At 60.1% G+C, this 4,939-nt stretch carries 6 protein-coding genes; all 6 read right to left on the bottom strand.

From position 1 onward, the window contains the following. Positions 1-286: lysis system spanin subunit (locus tag AUC60_RS27405; RefSeq protein ID WP_238599656.1), on the bottom strand; the 286-nt coding region annotated here is incomplete at its 3' end. A 41-nt stretch (positions 287-327) separates the two neighbouring features. Continuing rightward, positions 328-765 carry a cell wall hydrolase gene (locus AUC60_RS27400; protein WP_087274719.1) on the bottom strand — a complete coding sequence of 146 codons (438 nt, stop codon included), beginning with the start codon at positions 763-765 and terminating at the stop codon, positions 328-330. A gap of 58 nt (positions 766-823) precedes the next feature. Further along, positions 824-1,864: a phage late control D family protein gene (locus AUC60_RS27395; protein WP_087274718.1), complete on the bottom strand. Its 1,041-nt coding sequence runs from the start codon at positions 1,862-1,864 to the stop codon at positions 824-826. Positions 1,865-1,925: 61 nt separating this feature from the next. Next, on the bottom strand, positions 1,926-2,132 hold the full coding sequence (locus AUC60_RS27390) for a tail protein X (protein ID WP_087274716.1): 207 nt from the start codon (positions 2,130-2,132) through the stop codon (positions 1,926-1,928). Continuing rightward, positions 2,107-2,952 (bottom strand): phage tail protein, encoded by an 846-nt coding sequence (locus AUC60_RS27385; protein ID WP_087274713.1) that lies wholly within the window; start codon positions 2,950-2,952, stop codon positions 2,107-2,109. Before AUC60_RS27385 ends, AUC60_RS27390 begins: the two co-directional genes overlap by 26 nt. A gap of 9 nt (positions 2,953-2,961) precedes the next feature. Further along, positions 2,962-4,939 (bottom strand): phage tail tape measure protein (locus AUC60_RS27380; RefSeq protein ID WP_144443313.1); only part of this gene is annotated, 1,978 nt, incomplete at its 5' end.

Raw genomic sequence — 4,939 nt, 5'->3', positions numbered from 1 at the left:
CGGTTCGCACTGAGGGACAACTGGCTTTGACGTACACCCGCTGAGCGCCAGTAGCGACAGCAGCAAGCAGGGGCTTATTCGTTTCATCAGCTTTGACCTGTTCCTGAGTGTGCTGCGTGTCGAGATCGAGCAGCAGCTTCTGGGTTTTCTTTCTCGATTCATTGGCGGCGGTGAGCTGCTTTACCTTTTCCCGTTCGGCATCACGATCAAGCGTGACCGCATCGCGGACTGCTTTCACGGTTTCAAGGCGCAGGGCCAGATAGGTAACACTTACCAGCAAAGCCACCAGAACCCACACCCAAGCGGGTACCAGCTTAAGGACGGCTGTCACGGCACATCCCGGAAGAAGATGTGACGGCCGAGTTTTAGTGTTCGCTTGGCATTGGCAGCCCAGTCCGGTGCTTTCGGCATCGTGGTGGAGTAATAGTGAGTGGCTCCGCCAGTGGGATCGGGCTGCTTGCCATCGATGACGATTGCCGCCGCCTGACGGGCCTGAGCGAATTGAGCCGGTGGGATCGGCACTGCCCCGCTCAAAAATGGAAAGTTAGGATCGTTCTTGTTCCAGCAACTGAACTGCCAGGCCTTCTGGCACACGCCGGTATAGCCCTCCCCCCACCAATCCGGTTTGCCGTCGTTGTGCAAATCCAGTTCCACGCGGTTGCGAATGGACCAGGCCACGGCAATTTGCCCCGCTAACCCTTCCCCACGGGCCTCCCCCCAAAGCGTGCGCGCGAGGATGTCTCGATCCTTATCACTGATAATCATGGTTTCTCCAGACGAAAAAAAACCGTCCAAAGGACGGCGTGGGTGTTGTGCCTACTCGTTACAGCGCGACAACCTTTAGCGCTTTGTCGGTTTTCTTCTTTTTGCCCTTGGCGTTGGCCTTGCCCTTTTTGCCACCGTTACACTCGACAGTTGTGGTCCAGCCCGACTGCGTGAACACCTGCTCGACCGAATCGACCAGGTAGCTACCGTCCAAACCGACCTTGAACCCGCGAGCATCGATCTCGCGCTCAGCGACCAGATCTGTCCGGCCCGCCATTTCCAGACGGACCCCGGCCGTGGATCGGTTGAACCCCGCCAGACGTGCCTTGGCGGCGGCCTCGGCTGCGCTCTTGTTGGGGTGTATGTGTCGGTCGGTATGGATGGGCGGCAGGCCGTCGGTACTGTCCTCGTTGTCGAGCTTGACCGTCACCAACTGGCCTTTCTTGTCCGCGTACGACGCCTTGACCGCCGACTTAACGTTGTCGTCACCGAGGCGGAATTGCCACCGGCTGACATCGCTACGGTTGATCACAACCACACCCAGACTTTTGCCACTGGAACTGACGCCGCCCTGACGTGGCAGCACGATCAGCTTGCCGTCAGCGACCTTGGCCGTGCAGTCGTATTGCTTAGCCAGGCGCGTGACGAAGTTCAGATCCGACTCGCTCAACTGGTCGGCTCGCTCGACAAGCGTCTGCACGTTGCATTCAGGTTTCCAGCCGATACGCGCCGCGATATCGGCCACAATCTTGGCAAGGCTTACGCCCTCCCAACTGCCGCTGCGGGTGGTCTTGGCGCTGCTGCGCGTGTCGCTGGACTTGCTTCGCACGACGATGGTGTCGGGCGGGCCGGACACTTCAATTTCATCCACCGTATAGCGGCCGATCAGTGTCAGCTTCTGACCCTCATAGCCCAGGTACACCTCCATTTTCGCGCCCCGCTTAGGCAGCGTAATGGCCCCGTCCCGGTCATCGAGGCGCAATTCGAAGTCGTCAGCACTGGCCCCGGGTTTGTCGATCGTTCGCACCATCAACATACGGTCATTGATCAAGGCGGTGATGTCGACACCGTTAGCGACGATCTTGTAGACAGGCTTCAAGGCAAACTCCAGAAATGAAAAACCCCGCACAGGGCGGGGGGGGTGGCGTTGCGGATTAGCGTCAGTCCCAGAGGGTGACGGCCGTGTCGGTGCTCACCTCGATGTCAGGCAGCGTGATAATCAGCCCCGCCCGGAACGGTTGTGGCTCATCCGAAAGGCCCTGATTGGCGTCCAGCACGGCCTCCACTGTGCCAATCAGATGCCCGTAGAAGTGCTGACAAATAACGTCCAGGACATCACCGTCAGACGTTCTGCATGTCGTCGCCATAGCGCACAAACTCCAGCGTAAAGGCCTGCTTGCGCGGGATGCCGCCTTGCAGCAGCGCGCTCTGTTCTTCGTTGAGGTTCACAAGGCACCAGTTGCCCAGGACTTCGCCATAACCCGTGGTCAGCATCAGAGGCTGAAGCTTCTGCCCGATGCTGCGCAGGGTGTTGAGCTGTTTCAAACCGCCCTTGAAGCCCGGGAAGATCGCCCCCTTGATGGTGATTTTCTCTTCCCCCATACCCACCGCCTGCTGCGCCGGACGTCGCGTCAGACGCTCCTGACTGGCCCAGCGGAACGCCGTGGTACGGCTCAGCTCATCAAAGGCGGCCGTGTCGAGGTTGAAGAAGTACGGCGGCGTGTTGGGCGTCAGAGGCTGCATGATCAGCAGATGAGGAAACGGCTTAACAGCCTCCGGCGCTGGCGTGCCATTGGGCGCGATATCGGCCGTCGAAAACGGCGGCGCGCCATCAGGGTTGATCTTGGCCGCCACCGCGTTAACCGCGCTTTTGAATCGCGCCGTCTGCTCGCCCAGGGCACCAACCCGGTCCTGCAGCACCGCCGCCGCCTGGGTTGTCCTGCCGTAAATCGCCGCCGCCTGCCCAATCTTGGCCTGCGCCATACTCACGGCCCCAGTGATGCGTTTCAATTTTGCGCCGATGGCAGGCCCGACAAAGGGAATACCTTCCAGCTCATCCGCTGCGCCGGTCATGTCACCTATGGCGCTATTGATAGGCCCAAGCATGCCATCCATGCTCTTGCGGCCAGCTTCGCCCGCTTTGACCATGGATTTGAAACCCGCCTGAGCACTTTCCAAGTACGTCATACCCCCCCCTTAGAACACCGGTTGATCGCTCATATCACGACGCGCAACCTGCTGCGCAGTCGTAGCCAGGCGGCGTTCAATCTCAGGCATCATCTGATTCACCAGCGCAGCCGGATCTTTAGCGTCACCCTGCACAATGATGCTGAACGTCGGTGATAACGTGATTTTCTGATCGATCTTCGGAGCCGCAGGCTTCTCCGGCACCGCTTTAGCAGCCGCCGCCAGCGTCGCGACCGGCGTTTTAGTGTCGGCAGCCTTGAGCGCGCTCGATACGTCCGCAAGGCCCGGCATTGCCGACGACGCGTTACGCGTAACGAGCGGCCCGTTAGGACCGAATGAACTGCCCATGCTTGCCAGACTGGGCACAGCTGGCCCCGGCCGGTCTTTCATCAGCAGCGGCGTTATCGGTGCCGAGTTACCGACCACCGCCTCCGAACCACCAAACAAAGACTTGCTGACCGAACCGCCCAATGCTTTACCACCCATGCTGCCCAAGGCACCACCGATCATCGCGCCGATAGCTGTACCAATGATCGGCACCACAGACCCGATAGCCGCACCGGCAGCCGCACCGGCCAACGTACCCACTACGCCGCCTCCGGCCTCGCCATAACCCTCGGCTTTTTCGTCCTTGGTTTTGGCGTTGTCGTACACGTCCTTGGCGTCAATCAGCCCATCAAATAAGGCCGCAGGAATGCTGCCCTTGCCGATTCCCCCGCGCAAAGCACCGAGGCCGGACGAAGACGGGACCATGGACGCTACAGCTGGAACGTTTGCCTTTGGCACGGACGTCGGAGGCTTCCAGCCACTGAGCGACTTGGGAGCATCCGCAGGGCCGCCACCGGCATACACCCGCATGCGGGGCTTGGCCGCCGAATCACTTGCGACCGTGGCGGTGACGCCTGCTCCACGCCGACGCCAGCCCCGCTTACCCTTGGTCTTTTCACTCCCCCCTCCCAGATCCGGACCGCCACCGCCTAAACCACCGAGGCCACTGACCACCGCCACTTTCTGCACGACGTTGGGATTGCCCATCAGCGAGCCGCGACCGATGTTCACAAGACCTTTGACGATCTTAAAACTGTTGTAGGCCGCGCTTATGCCAGCAATGGCAGCGCCCGCCCCCAGTAACCCCGTGACCAGAGCGGGTGATTTATCGCTGACAGCGGCAACGCCCTTGGCGATAGAAGTCAGACCGGTCGACAGCGTGTCGGTCAGCGGTCGAATAGCATCCCCGGCGCTACGCAAGGCATCGTCCATGGCCTGCCCGGTCTCTTTCCACTTCTGTGCAGATCCGTCGCGCCGCTCGTCCAGGTTCTTGTCCAGAATCCCCGAGGCGTTGCCGGAGTCCTTTTTAAGTTGTTTGTACAGATCCTTGTTCTGCATGTAAGCCGTCAGAGCCGCTTTAACCTGCATGTCCGCAAACAGGTCGCCGGTACGCATCGACTCTTCGAAGGCATTCATCATGGCCTTGGCTTTAGTCGGGTCAGCTTCCTGGCTGATCTTCGCCATGGCTTTGGCCATTTCCGCCGCTTTCTTCGGGTCGGTTGCCTCGACGTACTTTTGCGCCAGGGCAAAACTGGCCTCCAGCGTCGACATGCCGTTTTGCATGCCGCCGCGCATCGATTTCTGATAATCAATGCCCGCATCCTTGTAGGCCTTCACCACATCGCCAGAACCGATTTTCTCCATCCAGTTCTTGAGGTTGTTGGCCGCCTCGTCCGAACTACCGGCGGTTTTCATCTGAACCTGAAGCATTGCACCGAGCTGCGCGACCGCGTCATTGCCGGTAATGCCCAGCTTGCCCATGCCTGCCAGCAGCGTCGGAAACCAACGCGCCATATCAGCCGCTTCAAAGCTGCCCGCTTGGCCCTGAAACGCAATCGCCTCAAGGGCCTTTTGCATGTCTTTGGGGTCATTGATCTTGGCGTTCTGGCCCAAGGCGTTGATCATCGCGGCCGTATCCGCACCGCCAGCGCCCTGCCCT

Origin of the sequence: Pseudomonas caspiana, from assembly GCF_002158995.1 — a bacterium.
Lineage (GTDB): Bacteria > Pseudomonadota > Gammaproteobacteria > Pseudomonadales > Pseudomonadaceae > Aquipseudomonas > Aquipseudomonas caspiana.
This window is presented reverse-complemented; position numbering and strand designations above follow the sequence as displayed.